The organism is Pseudoduganella sp. RAF19 (assembly GCF_052114165.1).
Lineage (GTDB): Bacteria > Pseudomonadota > Gammaproteobacteria > Burkholderiales > Burkholderiaceae_D > Rugamonas.
On record NZ_JBFREF010000010.1, the window covers coordinates 199,654 to 226,047 of the forward strand.

At 62.0% G+C, this 26,394-nt stretch carries 18 protein-coding genes; 12 read left to right on the plus strand and 6 right to left on the minus strand.

Annotation, left to right across the window (positions count from 1 at the left end):
• The first annotated feature begins 87 nt into the window (after nucleotides 1-87).
• Nucleotides 88-1,635, plus strand: coding sequence for a GH39 family glycosyl hydrolase (locus AB4Z19_RS25650; RefSeq protein ID WP_442029179.1), 1,548 nt, complete (start codon nucleotides 88-90; stop codon nucleotides 1,633-1,635).
• A 2-nt stretch (nucleotides 1,636-1,637) separates the two neighbouring features.
• Here AB4Z19_RS25650 and AB4Z19_RS25655 read toward each other — a convergent pair whose 3' ends face one another.
• Nucleotides 1,638-3,293: a methyl-accepting chemotaxis protein gene (locus AB4Z19_RS25655; RefSeq protein WP_442036480.1), complete on the minus strand. Its 1,656-nt coding sequence runs from the start codon at nucleotides 3,291-3,293 to the stop codon at nucleotides 1,638-1,640.
• Between the two features lie 395 nt (nucleotides 3,294-3,688).
• Between AB4Z19_RS25655 and AB4Z19_RS25660 the strand changes: the two genes are divergently transcribed.
• Together AB4Z19_RS25660 and AB4Z19_RS25665 are read left to right on the plus strand one after the other, a co-directional pair.
• On the plus strand, nucleotides 3,689-4,672 hold the full coding sequence (locus AB4Z19_RS25660) for a TauD/TfdA family dioxygenase (RefSeq protein ID WP_442036482.1): 984 nt from the start codon (nucleotides 3,689-3,691) through the stop codon (nucleotides 4,670-4,672).
• 3 nt (nucleotides 4,673-4,675) lie between these two features.
• Nucleotides 4,676-5,593, plus strand: coding sequence for an AEC family transporter (locus tag AB4Z19_RS25665; RefSeq protein WP_442027946.1), 918 nt, complete (start codon nucleotides 4,676-4,678; stop codon nucleotides 5,591-5,593).
• Here AB4Z19_RS25665 and AB4Z19_RS25670 read toward each other — a convergent pair.
• The 4 genes from AB4Z19_RS25670 to AB4Z19_RS25685 all read right to left on the minus strand — a co-directional run bounded on the left by AB4Z19_RS25670 (nucleotide 5,579) and on the right by AB4Z19_RS25685 (nucleotide 14,971).
• Nucleotides 5,579-7,189: a glycoside hydrolase family 43 protein gene (locus AB4Z19_RS25670; protein WP_442027945.1), complete on the minus strand. Its 1,611-nt coding sequence runs from the start codon at nucleotides 7,187-7,189 to the stop codon at nucleotides 5,579-5,581. The two genes, AB4Z19_RS25665 and AB4Z19_RS25670, sit on opposite strands and share 15 nt — an antisense overlap.
• On the minus strand, nucleotides 7,186-10,380 hold the full coding sequence (locus AB4Z19_RS25675) for a glycoside hydrolase family 2 TIM barrel-domain containing protein (protein ID WP_442036484.1): 3,195 nt from the start codon (nucleotides 10,378-10,380) through the stop codon (nucleotides 7,186-7,188). The genes AB4Z19_RS25670 and AB4Z19_RS25675 overlap by 4 nt, the downstream gene beginning before the upstream one ends.
• Nucleotides 10,381-10,516: 136 nt before the next feature.
• Nucleotides 10,517-13,432, minus strand: coding sequence for a TonB-dependent receptor (locus AB4Z19_RS25680; protein ID WP_442036486.1), 2,916 nt, complete (start codon nucleotides 13,430-13,432; stop codon nucleotides 10,517-10,519).
• 84 nt (nucleotides 13,433-13,516) lie between these two features.
• Nucleotides 13,517-14,971 (minus strand): hypothetical protein, encoded by a 1,455-nt coding sequence (locus AB4Z19_RS25685; RefSeq protein WP_442022839.1) that lies wholly within the window; start codon nucleotides 14,969-14,971, stop codon nucleotides 13,517-13,519.
• 295 nt (nucleotides 14,972-15,266) lie between these two features.
• On the opposite strand from AB4Z19_RS25685, the gene kduI reads away from it, so the two are divergent.
• The 9 genes from kduI to AB4Z19_RS25730 are packed head-to-tail and all read left to right on the plus strand — an operon-like array spanning nucleotide 15,267 to nucleotide 25,332.
• Entirely contained in the window at nucleotides 15,267-16,115 is an 849-nt protein-coding gene (gene kduI / locus AB4Z19_RS25690) for a 5-dehydro-4-deoxy-D-glucuronate isomerase (protein WP_442022840.1), read from the plus strand.
• Between the two features lie 10 nt (nucleotides 16,116-16,125).
• Nucleotides 16,126-16,881: a 2-dehydro-3-deoxy-D-gluconate 5-dehydrogenase KduD gene (gene kduD / locus AB4Z19_RS25695; protein ID WP_442022841.1), complete on the plus strand. Its 756-nt coding sequence runs from the start codon at nucleotides 16,126-16,128 to the stop codon at nucleotides 16,879-16,881.
• Nucleotides 16,878-17,873: a sugar kinase gene (locus AB4Z19_RS25700; protein WP_442022842.1), complete on the plus strand. Its 996-nt coding sequence runs from the start codon at nucleotides 16,878-16,880 to the stop codon at nucleotides 17,871-17,873. Before kduD ends, AB4Z19_RS25700 begins: the two co-directional genes overlap by 4 nt.
• The gene (locus AB4Z19_RS25705) at nucleotides 17,860-18,876 is read left to right on the plus strand and encodes a hypothetical protein (protein WP_442022843.1); all 1,017 of its coding nucleotides are present in this window, start codon (nucleotides 17,860-17,862) and stop codon (nucleotides 18,874-18,876) included. The genes AB4Z19_RS25700 and AB4Z19_RS25705 overlap by 14 nt, the downstream gene beginning before the upstream one ends.
• An 11-nt stretch (nucleotides 18,877-18,887) precedes the next feature.
• Nucleotides 18,888-20,102 carry an AGE family epimerase/isomerase gene (locus tag AB4Z19_RS25710; RefSeq protein WP_442036488.1) on the plus strand — a complete coding sequence of 405 codons (1,215 nt, stop codon included), beginning with the start codon at nucleotides 18,888-18,890 and terminating at the stop codon, nucleotides 20,100-20,102.
• Nucleotides 20,099-21,010 carry a carbohydrate kinase family protein gene (locus tag AB4Z19_RS25715; protein WP_442036490.1) on the plus strand — a complete coding sequence of 304 codons (912 nt, stop codon included), beginning with the start codon at nucleotides 20,099-20,101 and terminating at the stop codon, nucleotides 21,008-21,010. Before AB4Z19_RS25710 ends, AB4Z19_RS25715 begins: the two co-directional genes overlap by 4 nt.
• Nucleotides 21,007-22,896 carry a glycoside hydrolase family 97 N-terminal domain-containing protein gene (locus tag AB4Z19_RS25720; RefSeq protein ID WP_442036492.1) on the plus strand — a complete coding sequence of 630 codons (1,890 nt, stop codon included), beginning with the start codon at nucleotides 21,007-21,009 and terminating at the stop codon, nucleotides 22,894-22,896. The genes AB4Z19_RS25715 and AB4Z19_RS25720 overlap by 4 nt, the downstream gene beginning before the upstream one ends.
• 10 nt (nucleotides 22,897-22,906) lie before the next feature.
• Nucleotides 22,907-24,157, plus strand: coding sequence for an oligosaccharide MFS transporter (locus AB4Z19_RS25725; RefSeq protein ID WP_442022847.1), 1,251 nt, complete (start codon nucleotides 22,907-22,909; stop codon nucleotides 24,155-24,157).
• Nucleotides 24,154-25,332, plus strand: coding sequence for a glycoside hydrolase family 88 protein (locus tag AB4Z19_RS25730; RefSeq protein ID WP_442036494.1), 1,179 nt, complete (start codon nucleotides 24,154-24,156; stop codon nucleotides 25,330-25,332). The genes AB4Z19_RS25725 and AB4Z19_RS25730 overlap by 4 nt, the downstream gene beginning before the upstream one ends.
• Before the next feature lies 1 nt (nucleotide 25,333).
• Here the strand turns inward: AB4Z19_RS25730 and AB4Z19_RS25735 are convergent, their stop codons facing one another.
• Nucleotides 25,334-26,377, minus strand: a complete 1,044-nt coding sequence (locus AB4Z19_RS25735; protein ID WP_442022849.1) for a LacI family DNA-binding transcriptional regulator — start codon at nucleotides 26,375-26,377, stop codon at nucleotides 25,334-25,336.
• Nucleotides 26,378-26,394: the final 17 nt, after the last annotated feature.

The window sequence follows — 26,394 nt, forward strand, 5'->3', positions numbered from 1 at the left end:
ATTACCTCCTGCCCGGGTTGAACAACAAGAAATGTTAGCGCTATTCATTTTGTGTTATAAAATGTTCAAAACATCCCGGAGACAGTAATGAGCAAGTCCCTCATCGCATTGTATGTCGCGGCTGCGTTTTCGCTGCCAGCGTATGCCGAACGCCACATTCAGCTTGACGTCACTCAGGCCACGCAGCCGCTGGATCGCTTTTATGATTACAGCGTCGGCTCCGATTTCCCCGGCACGCTGCTGCGCGATGACAGCATGGCGCAGCTGACCACGGCCGTCGATGAGCTGGGCTTCCGCTATCTGCGTTTCCACGGCATCTTTCATGATGTGTTCAAGACCGTGCAGGTGAAGGACGGCAAGTACGTCTACGACTGGACCAAAATCGATGAGCTCTACGATGCGCTGCAAAAGCGCGGCATCAAGCCTTTCGTGGAACTAAGCTTCACGCCATTGGCGATGGCCACGTCCGGCAGCGAAATTTTCTACTGGCATGGCAACACCTCGCATCCGAAACTCGATCCGTGGAGGGATCTGGTGCACGCCTTCGTCACGCACATCATCGAGCGCTATGGCGCGGAGGAAGTGCGCAAGTGGCCATTCGAAGTGTGGAACGAACCAAACCTGGACATCTTCTGGGAGAAGGCCGACCGGCAAGCCTACTTCGATCTGTACGACGCGACCGCGCACACGATCAAGGCCATCGATCCGCAACTGAAAGTCGGCGGCCCGGCAACGGCGGGCGCCGCCTGGGTGCCGGAATTCCTGGCGCATGCGAAAGCGCAGAACACGCCGGTGGATTTCGTCACCACGCACACCTACGGCGTGGACGGCGGCTTCGTCGATGAGAAAGGCAATGCAGACACCAAGCTCTCCCCTTCGCCGAACGCCATCACCGGCGACGTGCATAAGGTGCGCAAGGAGATTGAAGCCTCGTCCTACCCCGGCCTGCCGCTCTACTTCACGGAATGGAGCACCAGCTACACGCCGCGCGATCTGGTGCACGATTCCTACATCAGCGCGCCCTACATCCTGTCCAAGCTGAAGGCCAGCCAGGGACAGCTGCAAGGCATGAGCTACTGGACATACTCGGATCTGTTCGAGGAATCCGGCCCGCCGCCAACGCCTTTCCACGGCGGCTTTGGTCTGCTGAACCGCGAAGGCGTCCGCAAGCCGGCCTACTTCGCCTACAAATACCTGCACGCCCTGAACGGCAACAGTCTGCCGGTGCAGGACGCGCAAACGCTGGCCTCTTTCGACGGCCAGTCGGCAACAGCCTTGCTGTGGGATTTTGTGCAGCCGGAACAGAAGGTCAGCGATCGCCCCTTCTACAGCCGCATCGTGAAGAACAAGGATGCGGAAGCGGCGCAGCTTAGTTTCAGCGGCTTGCAGCCGGGCCGCTACCAGCTAACGGTGAAGCGCACCGGCTTCCGCAGGAACGACCCTTATTCGGCCTACATCGACATGGGCGCGCCGGCGAAGCTGACGCAGACGCAGTTGCAGCGCCTGCAAAGCCTCACCGTCGACAAGCCTGAACTGCAAAAGCAGCTAAGCGTGGGTGCCGACGGCAAGGCGGCGCTGACGCTACAGATGAAGACCAACGACGTGGTGCTGGTCAAGCTGCAGCGCGCCAAGTAAGATCAGCGTCCGTTTGCCAGGCGCTTTTGCACGGCGGCTGGCGCCTTCACTTCAAAGCTGCGCGCGCTGGACGGGACACGCGACAAGGTCTGGCCTTTCTGTGCGCCCAGCTTGAAAGTGCTGACCAGCTGCGCCAGGTATGCAGCCTGTTCCTGCATGCTCTGAGAAGCAGCAGTCGCCTCCTCCACCAGCGTCGCATTATGCTGGGTCACCGCATCCATCTGCGAGATGGCCGAGTTGACCTGCTCGATGCCGGCACTCTGCTCCTGTCCTGCGGAAGTGATCTCGCCCATGATATCGGTCACGCGGCGCACGCTGACCACCACGTTTTCCATCGTCGTACCAGCCTGGTTCACCAGCCTGGTGCCGTTTTCCACCTGCTCCACGGAGTTGCCGATCAATTCCTTGATCTCCTTGGCGGCAGAGGCGGAACGCTGCGCCAGATTACGCACTTCCGACGCCACGACGGCGAAGCCGCGGCCCTGTTCACCTGCACGCGCCGCTTCCACTGCAGCGTTCAGCGCCAGAATATTGGTCTGGAACGCAATGCCATCGATAACGCCGATGATGTCCACAATCTTCCTGGCCGATGCGTTGATCGAACCCATGGTGTTCACCACTTGCGACACCACCACGCCACCTTCCTGCGCGATGGTGGATGCGTTCACCGCCAGCTCATTGGCCTGACGGGCGCTGTCCGAATTCTGCTTGACGGTCGACGTCAGTTCTTCCATCGACGCAGCGGTTTCTTCCAGCGAGCTTGCCTGCTGTTCGGTACGCGAGGACAGGTCCAGGTTACCGGCCACAATCTGATCAGAAGCGGTGGCAATGGTATCGGTCGCGGAGCGCACTTCGCCAACCAGGCGTGCCAGACTATCGCGCATCTGCTTCATGGCGAACAGCATGCTGTCCTTGTCGCCATCCCTGGTTTCCACTTCAACGGAAAGGTCGCCCGATGCGATCTTGCTGGCGATGGAAGCCGCATAGTCAGGCTCGCCGCCAAGGCGCTTCACCAGCCACGTGGTCAGCAGAGTCGCACCCAGCGCGCCCAGTACGGCGCTGGCGGCCAACAGCGAAATGATCCACACGCGCGAAGACGCATAGATTCCGGCGCCCTTCTGCTCTTCTGCTTCAGCGCCATCGCTATAGAGCTTGACCATCTTATCGACCTGGCCGCGCAGGGCCACAATCAGCTTGTTCGATTCGCCACGAATGAGCGACTTGGCCAGATCGTCGTCGGCAGCGCGGGAAGCGGCGCGGATCTTCGCGTCTTCATCCATATAGCGCGCCCACATTTTCACGAAGCCTTCGTACAGCTCCTTCTCTTCCGGTGTAGTGGCCAGCTTCACGTATTCGGCCTGCATTTTCGACAGGTCCACCAGGTCGTTCGCAATGACCTTGTCGTACTTGTCCATCTCCTCCGGCTTGGTGGAGATGATGTACTGCAGCTCCCGGGTGCGCACGCGGGCAATCTGCGACTTCAGGTCCTGCGCCACACGCATGGCTGGCATCCAGCGCGTCGAGAGCTGGCTGGCGGTCGTCCGCACGGTCGCCAGCTGCACGATCGAAAAAATGCCAACGCCGATGGTCAGCACCAGCACGGCGGCAAATGCCAATGCCAGCTTGGTGGCGAGTCTCATGTCACGTAGCCAATTCATTTGTTTCTATCCTCTGAAAAATAAGTGGTGATTGCCACACGGAAAGCATTCTACCGCAACGCAATATTTTTAGCTGCAAACACTCCTATTTTTAAATCCTTACCGCAACATAAATTTGCATATTGTTAATTTTCGTAAAGTTTGCCATGGACAGGGTTATTCCGGCATATTTTTACGTACAACTACGTATTTTCTCGTCATTGAACTGTAATACATGAAACTACCAGAAGTAAATTTTGTCGAGTAAATCTAAATTACGACCAGCCTGACAAGTAATTAGCGCGAAGAATATTCAATGTTGCAACGCAACATATTCTTCTTGATTTCGACAAATTAAGTAGGAATAATGTGCACTGTTATTACCATGAGGCAAGTTTAATAACAGGAGTCCAGCCATGTTTTCCTCCATTGAAAAGTCCGGTAGTGTTCAAATCGTCAAGCGTAATTTTTCCTGGGGCGAGGATCTGACGCGCATCATTCGCGTCGTCGAAAACCATTTCGAAGATTTCAACGGGAATGGCTTTTATCCGCATCCGCAAGAAGAGGGATTGCAGCGCGAGCTGCTTGCCATTCCCACCTTGCGCGATCTCGGTGAAGCCATCGGCAGCCAGAACGTGCGCGGCGTCGCCATTACGGATCTGGGTCTGAGCCACCTGAGCGAAGCGCATCGCAATGCGGTGCTGTATGCCATCGCGCTGACGCGCGGCTTCCCGACGTCGACCGACCAGCGCACCAAACGTGTCGCTTGGGACGTGCGTGCCAAGAAGGTGGACCCGCAAACTGCGCGGTTCACCACATTTTCCGAACGTGTCGGTAGTGCGGAGATGCACACCGATTCATCCTTCTACCCCATGCCGGAAGAGCAATTCCTGCTGTATGTGGTTGCCGCAGCGCGCTGCAATGGCGGCGAGTCTCTGCTGATCGATGTGAATGACATCTACCAGGAGCTGCAAAAAACCCGCGAAGGCCGCATCGCCTACAGCCTGCTGACCACGCGCGAAGTCCCCTTCCGCGTGCCGGCGGTGTATGCTGCCGGTGATGACAAGGTCGAGTATTATCTTGCTCCAGTGTTCCATCACGACGGCGGCCTGAAGATCCGCTGGCGTTACGATTCCATCATGAAGGGACTCGCAACGCGCCCGGATCTGAGCAGCCCTGAACTGGTGGATGCGGTGGAGCTGGTGAATGAAATCGTCGAACGCGATGCGCCGCGCTTCCAGCGCCATCTGCCGGACGATACGCTGCTGTGGGCCGACAACCACCACACGCTGCATGGACGTGCGGTGTACACGGACCCGGACCGTCATCTGATTCGCATCCGTATTTCCAATACGCCGAACGCGCGCCGCATTGGTCCGTCCGGCATTTCGGCTGACTGATAAATGCTTGCTTCGATTATTCCTGTTTTTCTGGTCATTCTGCTCGGCGTAGCGATTCGCCAGTTCCGCTGGCTGCCGGACGAGTTCTTCCCCAACGTGGAGAAGTTCTCGTACTTCATCGCCTTCCCTTCCCTGCTGTTCATGGGAACTTCGCGGCTGGACTTCCACGGCAGCATGGTCGGCGAGCTGGCCCTGGCGACGCTGCTGCCGACCTTTATCGTGGTTGCCTTCACGCTGGTCGCCATGCTGTTTTCGCGCGGCTTGCCGGGCGCCGCCCGTTCGTCCATCGTGCAGGGATCGATGCGGCCAAACAGCTATTTCGGCATTGCCGTGTCGTCGATGTTTTTCCCGCCGCAGACGGCGTCGCTGGTGATGCTGGCGCTGGCCTTCTGTCTGCCGGTGGTGAACGTGATGTCCATCCTGGCGCTGTCGTGGTGGAGCGGCAGCAAGCCTGATCCGATCAAAGTAGTGAAGACGCTAGCGTCCAATCCCATCATTCTGTCGACCATGGCGGGCGTTGCGGCCAGCCTGACCGGCCTCGCACTGCCGGCGCCGCTCTCCAACACGCTGGATATCCTCGGCAAATCGGCACTGGCGCTGGGCCTGATCTGCGTCGGCAGTGGCCTGGTGTTTTCGCGTGAAGGTCTGCGTCCGGTGGCGCTGGGCTTCACCTCGGCCGTCAAGCTGCTGGCATTGCCGCTGATTGCGGCCAAGGTGTGCCTGATGTTTGCGGTCTCCGCGCCCGTCGCGCTGGCGGCTTGCTTTTATTGCGCTCTGCCGACGGCGCCCAATGCTTACATCATGGCGCGGCAGATGGGCGGCGACGCACGGCTAATGGCGTCGCTGATTACCTTGCAAACCTTGCTGGCGGTCGTCACCGTCCCCGCCAGTAAAGGCTTTCTGGCTTTAGTCGGCGCCTGAGGCCGGCGGATCAATGATCCGCCCTACGAAGCCTGAGGTGGGCGGATCATTTATCCGCCTCACGTTGAAGTCGGCGACGTCGAGGTAACCTGGCCCTATGCTGAACAGGCCTATACGGGCGCCAACCCAGCGGCCGGCGGCGGCGATGAATGGCGCGCCAATCGGCGTGAAACGCTTGCCGTCGGCGCTATACGAAAATTGCGTGCGGCCGCCCTCTTCCACTTTCATACGCAGGCTGAGCGTGGCCGCCGACAGGGGTGCGCTGGCCTGCGTCTTTTCTTCGCAACCTGTCATCGCGCCAAGGCAGCTGGCCAACACCAGCGTGTTTGTACCGTCCTTGCGGCGCACGCCGAGCCAGGCGTAGTCCATGCCATACATGACCAGGCCTGCGCTGGCGCCATCGGCCAGCCCGCGCAGATCGACGCGCGTCGTGGTGGTGAAGCGCTCGGCGGGAAGCTTTTGCAGCAGCATTGATGGCAGATTCCAGAGATTGTCCGGCTGCTGGCCGTACAGACGTAGATAACCCCTGCGCGCGGTGAGCGAATACCAATCCGGCTTCCAGTTGGCGTTCCACTGCCATTGCAGGCCAAGCGCAGGCTGCGAGAAGTCGTCACTGGTGGGCGGAGCCACCACCGCGAGCTTGCCGGGGACCGGCTGCTCGTAGCTTTGTACCGGCTGGCCGGTGATGTTGCCGGGATTCGCTTCGCCGATCACGGGCCAATCGTCCTGCCAGCGCATCGGCTGCAGATGGACGATGCGTCCGTATGCCCCCTTGTGCTGGAAGTGATAGAACCAGTCGCTGCCTTCCTGCGTCTTCACCCACGCGCCCTGGTGCGGGCCATTGGTGTTGCTGCTGCCTTGCGCCATCACGATACGCGCCTCATACGGCCCTTCGATGCTGCGCGAGCGGAACACGGACTGCCAGCCATATTCCACCCCGCCGACCGGCGCGAACACGTAATAGTAGCCGCGCGCCTTGTACAATTTAGGGCCTTCCAGCGTGTGGTAGCCGGTATAGGCGCCGCCGTCGATGATCGTCTTGCCCTGATCGTCGAGCAGGCGGCTGGCGTCCGGCGCCATGCTGCGCAGGGTCAGGATATTGTTGATGCCGGCACGGCTCCTGGCCCAGGCGTGAATCAGGTAGGCATTGCCGTCGTCATCCCACAGGGGCGCGGGATCGATGATGCCTTTGCCCGGCAGGAGCAGATGCGGAGCGGACCAGGGACCGCGGAAGTTCGTGGCTGTGGTGACGAAGATGCCCTGGTCCGGGTCGGGATAGAAGATCCAGAACTTCCCGTCATGGTGGCGCAGCGCCGGCGCCCACACGCCTTTGCCGTGCTGGGGCTTTTCGAACATCTCCAGTGGCACTAGCTGCGGCAGCGCGTGGCCGACCAGCTCCCAGTGCGCCATGTCGCGCGATTCCAGCAGCGGCAGCCCCGGCGCGCTGTTGAAACTGGACGCGGTCATGTAGTAGGTCTGGCCTACACGAATCGCGTCCGGATCGGAGTAGTCGGCATGCAGCACCGGGTTGCGGTATTCAGCCGCTCCGGCGCACGCAGTGAATGCGAACACCAGAGCACACAGCAATCGCTTCATTCAGCTGCCTTGATCGTAAAGCTGTACGAAGCTGGTTGCAATTTGATGCGGTACTTCACCAGCGGGCGTCCGTCCAGGCTCCATCCGGTGTCGCCTCCGACTCCGGTCTGCGCCAGATCAATCAGCAGCGTGCCGTCGCCGCGCGGGACGACGTCGGAAGTCTTCCACGTGCCGCGTGGACGCAGATACAGGTCTTCATAGGGGAAGGCCAGCGCGTTCACGGACAGCGCTTGCGCGCCGGTTACCTTCAGGCCCGCATTGGCGCCCGTCAGCGAGATCCAGCGCACGCCGGTCTTGTTGCCACTTTCCTGCGGACGCATGTAGGCGTGGTACTGGTCAGCGACCTTGCCGGAATAGAGCCCCAGCGCGGCGCCGGTGTAGCGGTCCGCGTAGTTTTCCTGTGGACCGCGGCCGTACCAGCTGACTTTGTCCAGCGACGGGTCGCTGTCAAAGCGCAGGCCCAGGCGCAGCGGATCGGGCAAGTCGTCGCGCAGTGGAGTGAAGTCTGCTTTCACCTGCACCGTGCCGTCCGTTGTCATGCGGTAGGTGGTTTCCCAATGCACGGCGCCGGCCCCAAAGCTGTACAACACACGCACGGCGTTGGCGTCGACATTCAGCGCACGCAGCTGGCGGTTGTCGGTGAAGGTCTGCCAGACTTTGTGGCTCTTGTCGACGCCGGTGCCTTCATCGTTATCCGTCATCCCGCGCCAGAAGTTTGGCGTGCCGCCTTTCAGGAGCGTTTTTCCTTTCGCGCTGTAGCGCACCTGGCCAGTCGCCGCGTCAATCACGAGCGTCGCACCAGCTGCCGCCAGCCTGATCTCGTCGCCTTCGCGCACCGGCTTGACCAGCGCGCCAGCCGCAACCTTCGCTGCTACATTCGCGCCTGCCGTAGCGTTCCCACCTGCCGCAGCGCCCGCGCCGGCTGCGCGCGCTGTTGCCGGGCCGGCGGTCCACGCGATCGCGTTGGCTTTCGCGCCTGGCGACGACAGCACGAACTGCGTCCAGCCGACTACTGCACCTGCCGGCACGCCTTTGGTGGCGCCCTCCTTCGCCTTCGCGCGCAGCGTCAGCACCAGCTCGCCGCCATTTGCCGCCACCGCAGGCGGCTTGAACGCCACGGGACGCGAAGTCCCGGCAGCAGCGGCGACACCGGCCAGTGAACCACCAGCCACCTGCACGCCATCCCGCGCCAGCGTCCAGTCGAACTCCATGCCCGACAAATCACGGAAGTCATAGCGATTGACCACACGCAGCTGTCCCCTGGAAGGGTCGCCCTCAAACACCACCGGCGAATACACCTTCTGCAGCTCGTAATATTCCGGGTCAGGCGTGCGGTCCGCCTGAACCACACCATCACCGACCACGCTGTTATCGCCATGCTCCGGATTCAGATCAAAGCCGGAAGCCCAATAACGGCGGCCCTTCTCGTCCTTCGCTGCCACGCCCTGATCCACCCAATCCCACACAAAGCCGCCCTGCAGCTTTTTGTAAGACCGGATGGTCTGCCAGTAGTCCTCAAAATTGCCCAGCGAATTGCCCATCGAGTGCGCATACTCGCACTGAATCATCGGCTGCCTGTAACGCGAGTCCTGCGCATAATCGGCCAGCTTGTCGATATCGTCATACATCGGCGCATAGATATCGACGTAAGGATTCGGCAAATGCTCCTCGCCGATCGTGCCGTGGCCGAGATAACTCACCAGGCGGGTCGGGTCGTTCTGGTGAATCCAGTTCGCGGCGTTCTCGAAATTCGGCCCTGTGCCCGCCTCATTCCCCAGCGACCAGAAAATGATCGAAGGATGGTTGCGGTCGCGCTGCACCATGCGCGACACGCGGTCCAGGTGCGCCAGCTTCCAGTGCTGCTTGTAGCCAAGCTGGAATTCCTCGCGGTGCGCCGGATCGTGGTCGCCCTTCTGCATGTACTCGTGCGACTCGATATCCGCTTCGTCCATGATGTACAAGCCGTATTCATCGGCCAGATCGTACCAGCGCGGATCGTTCGGATAGTGCGAAGTGCGCACGGCGTTGATATTCGCCTGCTTCATCAACTCGATATCCTTGCGCATCAGGTCCATCGACATCACACGGTAGGTATTCGGATCATGCTCATGGCGGTTCATGCCCTTGATCATGATGCGCTTGCCATTCACGCGTACCTCGCCATCGGCAATTTCCACTGTGCGGAAGCCGATGCGTTTCGACGTGGCCGACACCAGCTTGCCCTGCGCATCGTGGTACTCCAGCACCAGACGGTAGAGATTCGGTGTTTCAGCGCTCCACGGTTTCACATTGGCGATGCGGCCTTGCAGCGTGGTGCTGGCCGAAATCGGCGCACGGCTGGTCAGCACGGCACGGTCGCCGTCATACACGGTCGCCACGACTTCGCCAGCCGCCGGCTGTCCCGCAAAGTCGGCGCGCAGTGACAGTTCGCCGTCGCGGTAGCCGTTCTTGTCCAGCAGTGCGTTGACCGTGAAGTCGCGCAAGCGCGCTTTCGGTTCGGCATACACATACACGCTACGTTCGATGCCCGAAACGCGCCAGAAGTCCTGATCCTCAAGATAAGAGCCGTCCGCCCAGCGATACAACTCGATAGCGATGGTATTGCGGCCAGTCCGCACGAAGCGCGTGAGATTGAACTCGGACGGCAGCTTGGAGTCTTCCGAATAGCCCACCTTCTCGCCATTCACCCAGATGTAGTAAGCCGCGCCAGCCGCGCCAATGTGCAGGAAGATATCGCGGCCGTCCCAGTTGGCCGGCACATCGAAGTCGCGGCGATAGGACCCGACTTCGTTCGAGTCGTGAGGAATGAAAGGCTCGTTGGCCGGGAATGGATATTTGATGTTGGTGAAAACGGGCTTGCCGAAGCCCTGCGACTGCATCATGCCCGGCACCTGGATCGTCTTCCAGCCGCTGACGTCAAACGAAGGCTTGTAGAAATCAGTTGGACGCTTGTCCACGCCCCATGTGTAGGCGAAAGACCATGTGCCATCCAGCGAAAGATAATTCTGCGACGTGGCCATATCGCCCGCAACGGCCTTTTCCACGCTCTCGAAATTGAAGAAGGTGGCCTTCATCGGTTCGCGGTTGACCGCGACAACCTCTGGCTGTTCCCATTCCGGCGCTGCGGCATGCGCAGCGCAGCAAAGCGCAGCTGCCAACGCGAGCGGCGCAAGTTCAAAACGAATTTTCACTGAAAGCTCTCCTCACTGTTGTTATTAGAGCTATGCTAGGTGAACTCTCAACAGGAAGTTATCAAAAAAACTGCCGAACCCATATCGATTCGATATAGGTCCGGCACAAGGAAGGTGCATTCGCACCGGGAGATCGTTACTTGCCGCCGAATTTGTAGCGCAGGCCGACGCTGAAAGTGCGGCCGTTGGCGTAGTGCTGGCGCTCCAGGCCCGTCTGATACGTGCCAGGCTCGCCCACGAAACGGTTCAGGGCTTTGTCCGTCAGGTTGGAACCGTTGAAGGCCAGGGTCAGGTCCGGCATGATTTCGTAGTTGATGGACGCATCCAGGATGCCGTAGGAACCAATGTAGCGTCCATCGATCGGATTGGTCGACACACCAAACAGGATGGACGGCGAACGCCAGGTGTAGACCACGCGCGCCGACAGCTTCTTGTCCTCATACATGCCGGAGATGCTGAAGTTGTGTTTCGACTGGAACGGCTGCGGCGTATCGACGATGCGCGGTGCGGCCGCAGTGCCGAAGTTGATCGGATTCGAGGTCTTCACATAGGTATAGGAACCGGACAGGCCGAAGTTGTTCAGCATGCCGTAGTTCTGGTCGAAGAAATACTGGCCCGACAGCTCCACGCCGCGCGCGTAGCCCTTCTCCGAATTGACGGACTTCGAAATCATGTACTGGCCGTTGGAGCAGCCGTTCAATGGATTTTTGGTCGCATCGTAAGCCGGCGCAAAGCCTACCGTCTCGCACTCCACGATGGCATTGAAGAAGCCGTCGATCTCCTTGTCGAAAATCGCCGCCGCTGCATAGTTGGTTGGGCTGAAGTAGCGCTCCAGCGAGAGATCGAAGCTGTTGGCTGTTTGCGGACGCAGGTCCGGATTGCCCGCGCTGCCGGTGCCGGTGGTGGTGTTGACGACCACCGTCGGATTCAGATCGCTCAAACCGGCGCGGGTCAGCCCTTTGCCATAGCCGAAGCGTGCCAGGAAGTCCTTGCTGATTTCATAGGTTACGTTCGCCGACGGCAGCACATTGTTGTACGAGGTATCGCGCACATTGTCGACCAGCGCGCCGCCCTTGGTCAGGTCCACCACCTTGGCGATGGCGCGGCCTTCGGTACGCACGACGCGCACGCCGACATTACCCTTCAGGCGGTCATCCATCGCGGCGAATTCGCCCATGCCGTACACCGCTGCCGTATTCTCGCGGATGAAGCGGCGCTGATTCAGGTTCTCCACATAAGAGCCCTGGGCCAGGATGCCCGCATTCGGGAAGGCGCTCATGACCTGGTTGCCCAGCAATGCGTCCGGTTGATAGACCACGTAGCCGCCGGAGTAGCCGGCATCGCCGTTCATGAAGTTGGTCGGCGCCAGCTGCCACAGGCTGGTGCTGCCGACGTTGATGCCGTTACTGCGGTTCGCCGTCAGTGCTTTGCCATCGGTCGTCAATGGGCGGCCGGAGAAGCTGAAGTTGGTGTAGTCGCTTTGCTGGTGGGCGTAGCGCGTGCCGAACTTCAACTTGTTGAAGAAGCCATCCAGGCTGTAGGCGCCGCTGAAGGCCGCCGCGTAGCCGCTATCGTTCCAGGTCTGATTGGTGCCGTTGGCATAGTCGCGGAACACATAGTTGTTCGGATCGCTCAGGTTTGGACCACTGAAAGTCAACTGGTGCGGCGCGCCATCCGCCAGGCGCGTGGTGGACCAGAACAGGCCCGGCGCCGAATCCATATTGACGGAGCGATTGTCCTGGGTCTGGTCGGACTTGATGTACGAGAGGTCCAGCTTCATCGACAGCTCGGAGGTCGGGCTCCACTCGGCGCCGCCCGCACCGACCCAGGTGGTGTAAGGACGGTGCTCATCGCCGCCCACCGTGCTGACGGCGGAGTTGAGGAAAGTACCGCCGAGCAGGCGGCGGCTGACCAGCACATCGTCGCTGCCGCCATTGAGATTGCGGTTGACCAGACCCTCCGTCAGTGCAAACGGCGTGGTTTGCAGATTCTGCACATTGCCGCCATCCACCGAGTTCAGACCGCGGTAGTTCTGGTGATACAGGTAGTAGATGTAATTGGCTTCAGTGTAGAAGCGCAGCGTGTTGGACACGCGCCAGTCGGCAGCCAGGCTCAGACCCTTGCGCTCGCGCATAATGGTTTCCTGGAAGGCGTTGCTGGTCAGCGCCGGTGCGGAAACCAGGTTGGCGTCCTGCCCTGCCGCAGTCGGCATGGTGCCTGCCGCCAGATAGCTGATGTCGCTGCGGCCCACATAGCTGGACATCGGCAGGGCTGGATTATTGCTGGTGTTCTGCGCCGCCAGGCCGGCGTATTCCGCGCTGTCGGCACGCACTACGCGTTTCAGATTGGCGCCGCCGTTGGCCGGGTTGTTGTCCGAACGGCCGGTGCTCTTCTGGTACATCGCCGCCGCCATTACGCCGATGCGCTGGCCTCCACCCAGATCAAAGCGGTTCGCCACCAGGCCAAACAGCTCGGGATCGGTCTTGCGCGCCAGGTCGTTCCAGCGTCCGTTCACGCCCAGCGAAACGGTGAGGCTCTTGAAGTCGCTCGGGTTGCGGGTACGGATGTTCACCAGGCCGCCGATGCCGCCCTCGATGTGTTCCGCCGTCGGATTTTTGTAGACATCGATGCCCGACACCATCCCGGGGATCGCGCTCTCGATATTGAATTCGCGGCTGCCCGCCGTGAAGAAGGCGCGGCCATTGACCTGGGAGCCGGTCTGGTTGGACAGGCCACGGATGGTCAGGCCCGAACCCGCGCCCACTGGCGATGCGCCCTCGCCGCCATAACGGTAGCCCTGCACACCTGGAATGCGGGTCAGGGTTTCGGCCACGTTCGGGTCAGGCAGTTTGCCGATGTCTTCGGCCGTAATGGAGTCCACCACTTCGGCCGAATCGCGCTTGATGGCGACCGAAGAACGCGCACTGGCGCGGATGCCGGTCACCACCACGGTTGGACCTTCGGCCGAGCTGCTGTCCTGCGCATATGCCATCGGCGCGAACGCCTGGCTTACCGCAAGGGCCACCCCGGTCAGTACAAATCGCTTGCTCATCTCAACATCTCCTCTGGCTATATTTTTCTGGTTATCGATAACAAACTTGTAGGTGACGAAGCCCGAAGGCCATCGCCTCCCGGCTTATTTGAAGCTGATGCCTTCCGTATGCGGTCCGATCTCCAGCACATTCGGTTCCGCACCCTTGAGTCGTTTGCCCTCCACGGTCACATTGTCGATAACAATGTCCCTGACCTTGCGATCCTGGCTGTAGCCATAAATCGCCGATGCACTGGGCGAGCCTTTGCCGCTGAAATGGATATTGCGCAGCGTGACATTTTCGATGCCGCGGCCCGGGCTGGTGTTGTACTTCGGCGTGTAAGCGATGTGCAGGTTGAACAGCTTGCCCTCCTCGATGCGCTCCACGCGGATGTTTTCGAAGATCACGTCGCGCACCAGGTTATCGTCGCCGGCCATGATGCCGATCGCGCCTTCGTACTCGGGTTCATCCTCGTCATGCTCAAGGATGTCGATATTGCTAAAGCGGATGCGCTCCAGCACTTCCGGCTCCGGATGCTCCGGCGTCGGCGTATTGCCGTGGATGCCGATCATGACCGCATGCGCCACATCGGCCCACAGCGTGCTGTCGCTCACGCTGATATCGCGCGTATTGCCCCAGATATCCCAGCGATGGTTGTACAAGGTGATGCTGTCGTCCGAAGTGCGGATAAAGCTGTCGCTGATTTTCACGCGCTCGCAAGCGAAGTGGCCCAGGCCATCGGACCACTGCCCTGCGCCGATGCTGCGGATGCTGCGTTCCTCCACGTCCTGCGAATTAATGCAGCGCATGGTGCCGTGCGGCTGGTTGAAGAAGATCGGCCCGTCGATCAGGATGTTTTTCGCATTGCGGATGGTGAGCATGTCCACGCTGTCGAACAAGCCGTCGCTGATCACTTTCACGTTTTCCACGCCCTCGATGATCAGCGGACTTTTCAGCATCGCCGAACCGTCGATATAGACAGTCGTGTTGGAACGCAGGCGGAATTCGCCACTGTGGATGCCGGGTCCGAAATACACCACAGGCCTTGTCAGATCAGGTGTTTTGCCTTGCGCGATGTCGTAGCTGCTCAGGCCCGCCGGCTGCGCAGGCATATCCTGGCGAATGGCGTGGCTGAAGAGATGCAGATTGTGCAGGCGGTCTTCGTCGAATTCAATGCTCAGGTTTTGCGGGCGGTCCAGGGTGAAGTAGACGATGCCGTTGCGGACGGTGTGCTTGATGCCCTTTGATTCTGGACGCACCGCCACCTTGCTGAAGCTGCCGTTATTCTTCTGCACCGCCACTTCGACCGTGCCGTCGAAGTTGAAGTAGACCATGGATGCATTCTGCTTGGTGTCCAGGTCCACCTTGACGTTGTATTCGTACAGGTCCTGCCACACGCCGCCCGGCGTGCGAACGCGCACCGTGAAGTCGTCGTTGTGGTGGCTGTAGCGAACCGGCTGCGGGAAAGCGAATACCTGCAGTCGATCCGTTGCGGCAGCGTGGCCGGTGCCCGTGAACGCGCAAGCCAGGAGGCCTAGCGCGGCATACTTCCTGATCACTTCCGTCTCCTTTTATTGCCCGCTTTGTGCGGTGCGTGTTATCGATATCAGGATTGATGTTAGGTCAATCGTTCCGACGGGTCAAGGCCATGCTGGCAGAATGCGACACCTTAAGTTATCAAATTTCTCGCAGCTAGCATATCGATTCGGCATAGCTCCTCTGTTTTCATTCTCAGGAAGGCATAATTCATCAATAAATTCATGCAAAAGCGCTTTGCTTTTGTGCGAAATCCGCTGCTATACTTGTTATCGATAACAGATATTTTCAAAACATAGAGGAGATCTTCATATGTGCATGTTCGAGAAGACCTATCACGCCACGCACCCGGATATGATGGCCGGCGCCAGCAATGAACAGCTGCGCGAGCGCTACCTGATCGGCGGCCTGTTCACGCCCGGCCGCATCGCGCTTAACTACTGCCACAACGAGCGCTTCGTAATCGGCGGCGCTGCGCCGCTGGATAAGCCGCTCGCCCTGCCCCGCCAGACAGAGCCGGCATCCGCAGCCGGCCAGCCCTTCCTGGTGCGCCGCGAATTGGGCATCATCAATGTGTCGGGCGGCACCGGCCGCGTTACCGTCGATGGCCAGGCATTTGAACTCGCCCCGCGCGACGGGCTCTATGTTCCGATGGGCAGTGCAGATGTCAGTTTCGAATCGCTGGATGCGGCCAATCCTGCGCGCTTCTATCTCGCGTCCACGCCGGCCCACGCACGCTTCGAGCTGGTGAAGATCAATCACTCGCAGGCCATTCCACTGGAGCGCGGCAGCCTGGAAACGTCCAACGCCCGCACCATCTATCAGTATGTGATTCCCGGTGTATGCCAATCGGCCCAGCTTCTGCTTGGCCTGACCGTGCTGAAGACAGGCAGCGTATGGAACACCATGCCACCGCATCTGCATGAGCGCCGCTCCGAGGTCTACTTCTATTTCGACCTGAAAGAATCGGAACGCGTGTTCCACTTCATGGGCGAACCGGATGCGGCGCGCCATATCATCGTCGCCAATGAGGAAGCGGTGGTATCACCGCCATGGTCGATCCACATGGGTTCCGGTACCGCCAACTACGCCTTCATCTGGGCCATGGGCGGCGAAAATCTGGACTATACCGATATGAATGTGCTGGATATCTGCCAGCTCAAATAAGGAATACGCCATGTCCAATCTATTCGACTTGACCGGGCGCACTGCGCTGGTTACGGGCGCCAATACGGGCCTGGGCCAGGGTATTGCCGTAGCGCTGGCCCACGCCGGCGCCGACATCGTGCTGGCTGGCCGCAGCGACCCCGGCGACACCATCCAGCAGGTGCAGAATGCGGGCCGCAAGGCGCACTTCGTCTCCGCCGATTTCGGCAGCACGGCCGATGTGCAGCGCGTGATCGGTTCCGCCCTGGAATTCAGCGGCCGTCTGGATATTGTGGTCAACAACGCCGGCATCATCCGCCGCGCCGACAGCATCGACGTCACCGAGGAAGACTGGGACGCGGTGCTGGACACCAATCTGAAATCGCTGTTCTTCCTGTCGCAGGCCGCAGCACTGCATATGGCCAAGCATGGCGGCGGCAAGATCATTAACATCGCCTCCCTGCTCTCCTTCCAGGGCGGCATCCGGGTGCCGGCCTACGCGGCCAGCAAGAGCGCCGTGGCAGGACTGACGCGCGCGCTGGCCAATGAATGGGCTGCGCTGGGCATCAATGTGAATGCCATCGCGCCCGGCTACTTCGAAACGAATAACACAGCGGCGCTGCGCGAAGACGCCAATCGCGCACCGGCCATACTGGCGCGTATTCCCGCGGGCCGCTGGGGTGTGCCGGACGATCTGTCTGGCGCCGCGGTTTTCCTCGCCAGCGCTGCCAGCGATTATGTGCACGGCATCGTATTGCCGGTTGACGGTGGATGGCTCGCACGATGAAAACCGTCTGCTTTGGCGAAATTCTGCTGCGCCTTTCTTCACCTGCCGGCCAACTGCTGCTGCAGTCGCCCACACTGGACACCTGCATCGGCGGCGCGGAGGCCAATGTGGCCGTGTGCCTGTCGCGCCTCGGCCACGACACCGCCATGGTCAGTGCGCTGCCCGATAACGCCCTGGGCCATGCAGCGCGCGACGCGGTGCGCGCGCATGGCGTGGACACCCGCGCCGTCCGTTTCTCCCCGGGCCGCATGGGGCTTTATTTCCTCACGCCAGGCGCCGTGATGCGTCCATCGGACATCATCTATGACCGCGCCGCCTCGGTCTTCGCGCAGACGGCGCCCGCTGCCTACGACTGGCCTGCTTTACTGCAGGGCGCCAGCTGGCTGCACATTTCGGGGGTATCGCCTGCCGTCGGTCCGCAAGCTGCCGAAGCCACGCTGGCCGCCGTGCGCGCCGCCCGGACGCTGAACATTCGCGTTTCCTACGACGGCAACTACCGCGCCTCGCTGTGGGCGCAGCAAGGCAACGACGGCGCCGACGTGCTGCGCGAGCTGATGGCGCATGCCGACCTGGCCTTTGTCGACCAGCGCGACGTCGCCCTCGTACTGCGCCGCCCCGAACTGGCGCAGGACCGCGCCGCAGCGATGCAGGCTGCATTCGCGGCCTTCCCGCAACTGCAGCGCGTGGCCGCCACCGTGCGCGTGCAGCACAGCGTGGACAACCACGCCCTGTCGGCCACGCTGTTCACCCGCATCGGCGTATTGGCAAGCCGCAGCTATGAGGTGCACGCCATCGTCGACCGCATCGGCACCGGAGACGCTTTCGCAGCAGGCGTTCTGCATGGGCTGCAATCCAGCTGGGACGATGCGCTCGCGCTGGACTTCGGTCTGGCAGCCGCTGTGCTGAAACACTCGCTGGAAGGCGACTTCTGTCCGGCCAGCGAAGCACAGGTCAAGGCCATCATGGCTGGAGGGCTGGATGTCCGCCGCTGAAGGTTCCTGGCGTTTGCAGTGGCAGCACGGCAGCGCCGAAGTGCAGGCGCTGGGCGGCATGCTGGGTCCCGTCACCTTGCGCCTCGGCGAAGAGCGCGAACTGGACGTGATGCATGTCGCACCCTGGGCGGGCATGACGCGCGCCCTGACCCTGCCTGGCCTGCTGCGCCGCCTGCGCGGCGAGTGGCCCTGCATTCCCTTCGGCCGTACCGATTTTCCGCCCGATCTGCCACAGGACTGGCATTCGCGCCAGCCGGATGACGCCTGGCCGCACGGCTATGCTTCGAATCACCGCTGGCAATGCATTTCCGCCACGCCGCAGCGCGTGCATCTGGCCATCGACTATCCGGCTGATGCGGCGGTGGAGCGTATTGAACGTGTGATCGAAGCCGATCCCGCAGCACCGGCGCTGAATATTTCACTGACTGTTCACGCGCGCCGTGCCGGCAGCCTGCCGGCCGGCCTGCATCCGACTTTCCGCCTGCCGCCTGCGCCGGGCCGCGTGCGCGTGCTGCTGGGTGAGCATGAGGGCATCCACAGCTACCCCGCCAGCCCGGCGGGCGCCGTTTCGCGCCTGGTGCCGGACGCGCCATCGGCCAGCCTGGCGCAAGTGTCCGGCGTCGACGGCCCGCTCGACCTTTCGCGCCTGCCGCTACCGGTCGCCGGCGAAGAACTGCTACAAATAAAAGGCTTGCGCGGCCGCGATGGCCAGGCGCCTTTCGCCCTGCACTATCTGGATTACGACGCCTGCGTCGGCCTGTGGTGGGAGCCGCAAGACCTGCCCGACCTGCTGCTGTGGATCAGCAACGGCGGGCGCATCAACTTCCCCTGGATGAGCCGCCACTTCGCGCTGGGCGCGGAGCCGGTCAACAGCCTGTTCGATCTTGGCCGCGTCGCCGTACCGCCGCCCGGCCATCCGCTTGCCGCGCGCACCGGCATTCCACTCAGCCCCGCGCAACCCTGGCACACCCGCTACCGCATCGCGGCCTGGCCGCAAACCTGACGAGACTAATCATGCTGCCTGACTTCCACAAGCCCGAGACCCTGTTGGCTCACATCAGCCATACCATGCAGTTCTACCATCCGCGCTGCATGGACCCGAGCGGCGGCTTCTATCATTTCTTCCGCGACGATGGCTCGGTCTACGATCGCCACACCCGCCATTTAGTCAGCAGCACGCGCTTCATCTTCAATTACGCCATGGCCAGCCGCCACTTCAGCGACTCCGGCTACAAACTGGCGCTGCGTCACGGCCTGACTTTCCTGCGTGACGTGCACCGCAATCCGGCGACGGGCGGCTATGCCTGGATGCTTGACTGGCGCGGCGGCCGCAAGGAGGTGCTCGATGGCGACAACCACTGCTACGGACTGGCTTTCGTGCTGCTGGCCTATTCTCACGCCTATGCCGCCGGCATTGATGAAGCCCTGCCCTGGATCGATGAAACCTTTGACTTGATGGAGCGGCGCTTCTGGCAGGCCGATTACGGGCTATACTCGGACCAGGCCAACGCCGACTGGTCGGCGCTGGATGCCTATCGCGGCCAGAACGCGAATATGCACGCTTGCGAAGCAATGATTGCGGCATACGAGGCCACCGGCAATCAGCGTTATCTGCTGCGCGCCGAAATCCTGGCCCACAACGTCACGGTGCGCCAGGCCGCGCTGGCCGACGGCATGGTATGGGAGCACTACAAGTCCGACTGGTCGGTGGATTGGGACTATAACCGCGACGACAAGACCAATATCTTCCGTCCCTGGGGCTACCAGCCGGGCCATCTGACGGAATGGGCCAAGCTCCTGCTGCTGCTCGAACGCCACGCGCCCAACCTGGCGGGCTCGCCGGACTGGCTGGCGCCGCGCGCGGCCCAGCTGTTCGACATCGCACTGGAACGTGCCTGGGACCAGACCCACGGCGGCATTCATTATGGTTTCGCGCCGGATGGCGGCATCTGCGATGGCGACAAGTATTTCTGGGTGCAGGCCGAAAGCCTCGCCACCGCGGCAGTGCTTGGCGCACGCACCGGCCAGCAGCGTTACTGGGACTGGTACGACCGCATCTGGGCTTACAGCTGGCAGCACTTTGTCGATCACGCGCATGGCGCCTGGTATCGCATCCTGAGCCCGTCCAATGAAAAGCTCACGGACGAGAAGAGCCCCGCTGGCAAGGTCGATTACCACACCATGGGCGCCTGCTATGAAGTGCTCAACGTGATCGGACGCGCACCATGAGCGAGCTGCCCTGCTTTGTGGCGGCCGGCGAAGCTCTGACCGATCTGCTGCGCACCGGCCAGTCCAGCTGGGATAGCCAGCCGGGCGGCTCTACCTGGAATGTGGCGCGGGTGATGGCCCGTCTCGGTATGCCGAGCGCCTTTGCGGGCGCAGTAAGCAGCGACGTCTTCGGCCGCGCGCTGGCCGCCGCCAATGCCGATGCCGGCCTCGATCCGCGCTTCCTGCAGCAGGTGGGCCGCTCGCCGCTCCTGGCCGTGGTCCACGAACGCAATCCTCCCTCCTATTTCTTCATCGGCGACGACAGCGCCGACCTGCATTTCGACGCAGCCAGGCTGCCGGAAGGCTGGCAGGCCAGAGCGCGCTGGGTACACTTTGGCGGCATCAGTCTGGCGCGCGAACCGCTGGCGGGCAAGCTGGTCGCGCTGGCTGAAGACCTCAGGCAGCGCGGTGTGCGCATCAGCTACGATCCCAATTTCCGCGTCCTGATGGATGAGCGCTATGACGCCACGCTGCGCCGCATGACGGCATTGGCCGATGTGATCAAGGTTTCCGACGAAGACTTGCGTGGCTTGTTCCGCACCCATGACCTGGATGCCGCGCTGACGGCGCTGCGCGCGCTGAATCCGGCCGCCCGCGTGCTCTACACGCAGGGCGAGCGCGGCGCGCAGCTGCTCGATGGCGAGCGCGCCTGGCACGCCTCCGCGCCGCGCGTGCGCGTGGCCGATACCGTCGGTGCCGGCGACGCCAGTATCGGCGCCCTGCTCTACAGCCTGATGACCTGGCCGCAGTATGACAATAGCGCCCACCTGCAATTCGCGGTCGCCGCCGGCGCAGCAGCCTGCATGACGGCCGGCGCCACGCCGCCAACGCTGGCCAGTGTGCTGTGCCTGTTGCGGGAGGCCGCATGAGGCGCCTGGCGCTCACGCTGCTGCCATTGCTGGCGTCCCTGCTGCCGCCGCTGGCCGGCGCGCAGGAAGCCACCGTGCAGTCACCGGATGGCAAGCTACAGCTCGAGATCCACCAGCAGCGCCTGACGGACGGCAAGCGCGAGCTGCGCTACTCCGTGCGCTATCGCGGCCAGCCCGTCATCCTCGACTCCCTGCTCGATCTGCAGCTGGACAATCACCTCTCCGAAAGCGCGATGGCGCTGCCGGTCGACCGCCACGAAAAGTGGTTCGAGAACCTTGCCGTCACCGGCTTCCGGCATTCGCAGGCGGACCAGCGCTGGCGGCCTGTCACCGGCGAACGCGCCGAAATCCGCGACCACTACAACGCGCTGGCGGTCGATCTGGTGAAAGACGACAACCCGGTCTACAAGCTGGCAGTGGAAGTGCGCGCTTACGACGAAGGCGTGGCGCTGCGTTACGTATTCCCGGAAAATGAAAAAGGCAGCTATTACCGCATCACGCAGGAGAATACGGAATTCGCGCTGCCTGCCGGGACCAAGGCCTGGTTCCACGGCTGGGCACAAGCACCCTACAAGCTGCTGCCGCTGTCGAACTGGCCGGATGAATCGGAACGGCCCCTCACGCTGGAACTGCCCGGCGGCCTGCACGCTGCCTTGCTGGAAGCCCGCATGGTCGACTACTCGCGCACGAAATTCAGACTGAGTAAAACCCGGCCGGACACCATCGTCACTTCCATGCACGACCCGGCGGATCTGATCTCGCCCTTCGCGACGCCCTGGCGCGGCATCATGGTGGCTGAATCCGCAGCGGCGCTGGCGCAGAACAGCCAGTTCATCCTGAACCTGAACGAGCCCTCGCGCATTGCCGACGAAAGCTGGATCAAGCCGGGCAAGATCATGCGCGTGATGAGCCTGACCACGGCCGACGCCAAGGCCAACATCGACTTCGCTGCGCGCCACGGCTTGCAGTACATCCTGTTCGACTGGAAGTGGTATGGCCCGGCGTTTTCCTTCGATTCCGACGCCAGCAAAGTGGCCATTCCCGACTTCGACCTGCCCGCCATCATCGCCTATGCCAAACAACACGGCATCGGCGTGTGGCTGTACGTGAACCAGCAAGCCTTGCTGATGCAATCGGATACCCTGTTCCAGACCTACCGCGCCTGGGGCGTGCAAGGTGTGAAGTTCGGCTTTGTGCAGGTGGGCTCGCACCGCTGGACCAGCTGGATCGAGAAAGCCATCCAGCAGGCTGCTGACGCGCACATCATGGTCAACGTCCACGACGACTGGCGCCCCACCGGCGAGCAGCGTACCTGGCCCAATCTGATGACGGCCGAAGGCATCCGCGGCAACGAGGAAATGCCGGACGCCACGCACAACACAGTATTGCCCTTCACCCGTTTCCTGGCCGGTGCCGCGGACTACACGATCTGCTACTACAGCCCGCGCATCCGCACCACGCATGCGCATCAGCTGGCACTGGCGGCGATTTATTACAGCCCGCTGCAAACGCTGTATTGGTACGACAAGCCCGCCGATGCGCACGATGAACCGGAGCTGGAATTCTGGGACCGCATCCCAGCCAGCTGGGACGAGACGCGCGTCCTGGCGGGCAATCCGGGCCAGTACATCAGCACCGCAAGGCGCAAAGGCGAGCAATGGTTTATCGGCAGCATCACCAATAACGAAGCGCGCACGCTGCAGATCCGGCTGGATTTCCTGAAGACGGGCCAGCGCTACGCAGCCACCATTTATGCGGACGATCCGCGAGCACCGTCCCGCACCAGGGTCGGCATGCGCACCATCACCGTGGACGCGCATACTGTGCTGGAAGCGCCGCTACAGGCGTCCGGCGGACAAGCGGTCTGGATTCGTCCGCTGCAATAAGGAGGAGACAATGACAAGCAAGCAGCTGCACTTCCGCTTCCTGTGCGGATTCCTGTATATCTACTTCTTTGCGCAGGCGATGAGCGTGTCGCTGCTCGCCTTGTGGCTGCGCAGCGCGCTCAAGCTGTCCGGCACCGAAACCGGCATCGTCTTCGCAGCCAACTTCATCGCGGCCATGTGCTCGCAGCCCATCTACGGCTTCGTTTCGGACCGCGTGGGCATGCGCAAGCACGTGCTGTGGACGGTGGCCGCGCTGGTTTCCTGCTGCGGCCTGTTCTTCACTTACGTCTACGCGCCCCTGCTGCAAACGAATATCTACCTCGGCGCGGCGGCCGGCGGCGCCTACCTCGGCATCACCTTCATCGCCGGCAGTTACGCCATCGAGTCTTATGTGGACCGCATCGGCCGCCGTCACGGCTTCGAGTACAGCCGCGTAAGGCTATGGGGCTCGCTCGGCTTCGCCAGCGCGGCCTTCATGAGCGGCCGGATTTACAACGTCAACCCGGGCATCAATTTCTTCCTGGCCTCCGCAGCGGGCCTGTTGCTGCTTGCCCTGCTGGCCCTGACGGCTTTCTCGCGCAGGGGGGGCGATGAACAGGACACTGCACCGGCCAGGGCCGTGCACCTGTCGGAAGCGCTGGCGGTGCTGCGCCAGCCGCAGTTCTGGCGCTTCATGGTCTTCATTCTGGGCGTCACCAATCTCTATCTGGTGTTCGATCAGCAGTTCCCCAGCTATTTCACCTCGCTGTTCCCGGACCCGCAAACCGGCGCCGCCATGTTCGGTTATCTGAATTCGCTACAGATCTTTATCGAAGCGGGTGGCCTGTTCCTGGCGCCACTGCTAGTCAAACGCATCGGCGCCAAGAACGGGCTGCTGCTGGCGGGCGCCATCATGCTGGTGCGCGTGGCGGGTTCCGGCCTGGCGGTAGGGCCAGCGTCGATTTCGGCGATGAAGATGCTGCACTCGATCGAGCTGCCGATCCTGGTGGTGTCCATCTTCCGCTACATCGCGCGCCATTTCGACAACCGTTTCGCTTCCACCATCTACATGGTTGGCGTCAGCTTCGGCCATTCGCTGGGCCTGGCCATTCTGTCGCCCGTTGCAGGCCTCAGCTATGACCTGATCGGCTTCCCATCCACCTATTTATGCATGGCGGGCATGGGCCTGGTGTTCCTGCTGCTGTCAGCCTTCTTCCTGTCGCCCACGCCGCCCGAAATCACGCGGCAAGCGGCGGCTGCACCCAAGGAGTTATCTGCATGATGATTGAACCGCTGCGCGGCAACGCGCTTCCCGCGCATTGGACTGGCAACGCCGACACCGCCCTGCTGGACAAAGCCATCGAACGCGCGCTGGCTTCCATCGACCGCAACCTGGCGCATTTCGGCGATGACTTCCCCGCCCCATCCAGCGTGGGCGGCGTCTATCCCGCCATCGGCAATATCGAATGGACCAATGGCTTCTGGACCGGCATGCTGTGGCTGGCCTATGAACTGTCCGGCGAGGCGCGCTACCGTGAGACGGGCGAGCGCCATGTGCGCAGCTTCCACACGCGCCAGGCCGAACGCATTGCGACCAACCACCACGATCTTGGTTTCCTTTACAGCCTGTCCTGCGTGGCGGGCTTCAAGCTGACCGGCGATCCGCTGGCGGCGGATGCGGCCATGGGCGCAGCGCGCCTGCTGCTGGAGCGCTTTCTGCCTGGCGCAGGCATCATCCAGGCCTGGGGCGAGTTGAGCGATCCGGCCCAGCGCGGCCGCATGATCATCGACTGCAATCTGAACCTGCCCCTGCTCTACTGGGCCAGCAAATACAGCGGCGATCCGGCCTTCGGCGACGCGGCCGACCAGCACATTGCCGCCGCGGCGCGGCATATCGTGCGGCCGGACGGTTCCACCTTCCACACCTTCTTCTTCGATCCTGCCACCGGCGCGCCGCGCGAGGGCAAGACGCACCAGGGCTTTGCCGACGATTCCTGCTGGGCGCGCGGCCAGGCCTGGGGCATCTCTGGCTTCCCGCTGGTGTACCGCCACAATGGGGACACCCGCCTGATCGCGCTGTCCAAAGTGCTGGCCAACTACTTCCTGAATCGCCTGCCGCAAGACGGCATCTGCTATTGGGATCTGATCTTTACCAAGGGCCAGGAGCCGCGCGACAGCTCCGCCGCGGCAATTGCGGCGTGCGGACTGCTGGAACTGGCACGCCATCTGCCGCTGGCCGATCCCCTGCGCACGCAGTACGAGCAGGCGGCGCAGGGCATGGTGATGGAACTGTCGAAGAATTACGCAACCGGGAACATGCCGGGCGGCGGCCTCCTGGCACATGCGGTCTATCACAAGCCGAACAAGGTCGGCATCGACGAGTGCTGCATCTGGGGCGACTACTTCTACCTGGAAGCGCTGGTGCGCCTGACGCGCACCTGGCAACCCTACTGGTAACTTATTGATCCGACGTGGAGGATTCGCGGCAAATCAGGGTATAGGGCAGCAGCCGGTGCTGCACCAGCTTGGATTCGCCCGCGCGGCGGCGGCGGATCTGCTCCACCAGCAGTTCGACGGCGGAACGCGCCATGTCGCCGATCGGCTGGTGAATCGTGGTCAGTTCCGGCCACACCGTAGTCGCCACCGGCGTATCGTCGAAGCCCGCCACGGCCAGGTCGTCCGGCACTTGCAAATGCATGCCATGCGCCACTGCGATCACGGCGGCGGCCATGTCGTCGTTACTCGCAAAGACGGCGGTTGGCCGCGTCTTCTTGTTCAGCAGCTCGCGCGCCGCCTCCAGGCCGGAACGATAGGTGAACAAGCCTTGCGCCACGCGGTCCGGCGGCACTTTGATGCCCGCTTCGGCCATGCCATCCATGAAGGCCTGGCAGCGCAGCTGGGCCGGCGTGTGCTTCGGGTCGCCCTTGATGAAGGCGATATCGCGGTGGCCAAGCGACAGCAGATAACGCGTCATGGTCAGCGCGCCATCGTAGTCGTCGATGCGCACGGCGGACATGGAGGACACCGGCTTCGCCGTCGCCACCGCCACCGTGGGCATGCCGATTTCGTCCAGGTGTTTGAGCGCGGTGCGCGAGTCGCACAGGGGCGGCGGCACCAGCACGCCGTCCGCGCCGTTGGCAATCAGCCGGTCGATGGCGCTGCGCTGGCTGCGCTGGTCGGCGCAGTTTTCGAGGATCAGCGTGGCGCCGCTCTGGCTGCACTGGTCCATGGCCCCCACCAGGAAGGCGCTCAGGAAGGCGGCGCTGGGATTACTGTACAGGAGGCCAACGCGCAAAGTGCCCACGCGCGCGGCGCGGGCGGCGACATTAACTTGGTAATTGAGGGACTGGACGGCCGCCATCACCTTTTGGCGTGTGGTGTCCGTTACGTGTGCGCTGCCGTTGATGACGCGCGAAACCGTCATAGCCGAGACGCCCGCCAGCTCAGCTACATCGTAGACGGTGGCGTTGCCCTGGATTCGGCCGTTTTGCTTTTCTCCCATTCAAGGGATCTTAACTC